We start from the raw sequence: 900 nt of genomic DNA, 5'->3' as shown, positions 1-900 counted from the left end.
CCCGAGTTCGACAGTTTGAAGCGGTTTTTCACCTTTTTTCCTGAGCACGCTCCATATGAATCAAGTACTTAGGGTCAAATTTCCTCGGATTTCGCGAAATTTGTGTAATGGCACGTTTCTCAGTTTTTGTTAGTTGTTGACATCCTATCGCCGCGAATTTAGAGTAACGGCATGTTCATCAAAGTAACCACCTCCGGTCCTCGTCGCTACGTTCAGTTGGTCGAAGCGTATCGCGACGACAATGGCCGCCCGAAGCAGCGCACCGTCGCGACCTTGGGACGGCTCGACCAGCTCAATACCGAGCTCGAATCAGTCATCACAGGACTGCTGCGTGTGACCGGAAAATCGGCCCCGCTGGCGGCGCCGACACCATCGCTGACGTTCGAGTCAGCACGTGACTACGGCGATGTTTGGGCCCTGACCGAGTTGTGGAATTCGCTCGGATTCGACCGCCTGCGCCAAGTGTTTCGGCGAACCCGGCACACGATTGATATCGAGGCGCTGATCCGTGTGATGGTGCTCAACCGGTTGTGCGACCCGGACTCGAAACTGGGCGTCTTGCGCTGGGTCGAAACGGTCACCTTCCCCGGAATCATGGCCGAGAAAATCGAGCATCATCAACTGCTGCGCGCGATGGACGCAATGGTGGAGCATCAGGACGAAGTCGATCAGGTGCTTGCCGGCCTGCTGCGTCCGATGGTCGATCAGGATCTTGCCGTCGTGTTTTACGACATGACGACTATCCGCGCCGACGGACTGTCTCAGCAGGACGAGGACGTCCGTAAATTCGGCATGTCAAAGGAGGGCCTGATTGCCCGCCAGGTCATGCTCGGCGTGGTGCAAACGGCCGACGGCTTGCCGCTCTATCACGAGGTATTTGATGGCAATACCGCCGAGGTC

The 900-nt window shown here is 56.8% G+C and carries 1 protein-coding gene; it reads left to right on the top strand.

The genetic code is table 11. The features are described from left to right. Window positions 1–171 precede the first annotated feature (171 nt). On the top strand, window positions 172–900 hold a 729-nt coding region (locus F2P44_RS34380; RefSeq protein WP_167094574.1), incomplete at its 3' end, for an IS1634 family transposase.

Origin of the sequence: Massilia frigida, from assembly GCF_011682175.1 — a bacterium.
Taxonomy (GTDB): domain Bacteria; phylum Pseudomonadota; class Gammaproteobacteria; order Burkholderiales; family Burkholderiaceae_D; genus Telluria_A; species Telluria_A frigida.
The sequence above is the reverse complement of the archived record's forward strand: the minus strand, read 5'-3'. Positions and strand labels throughout refer to the sequence as shown.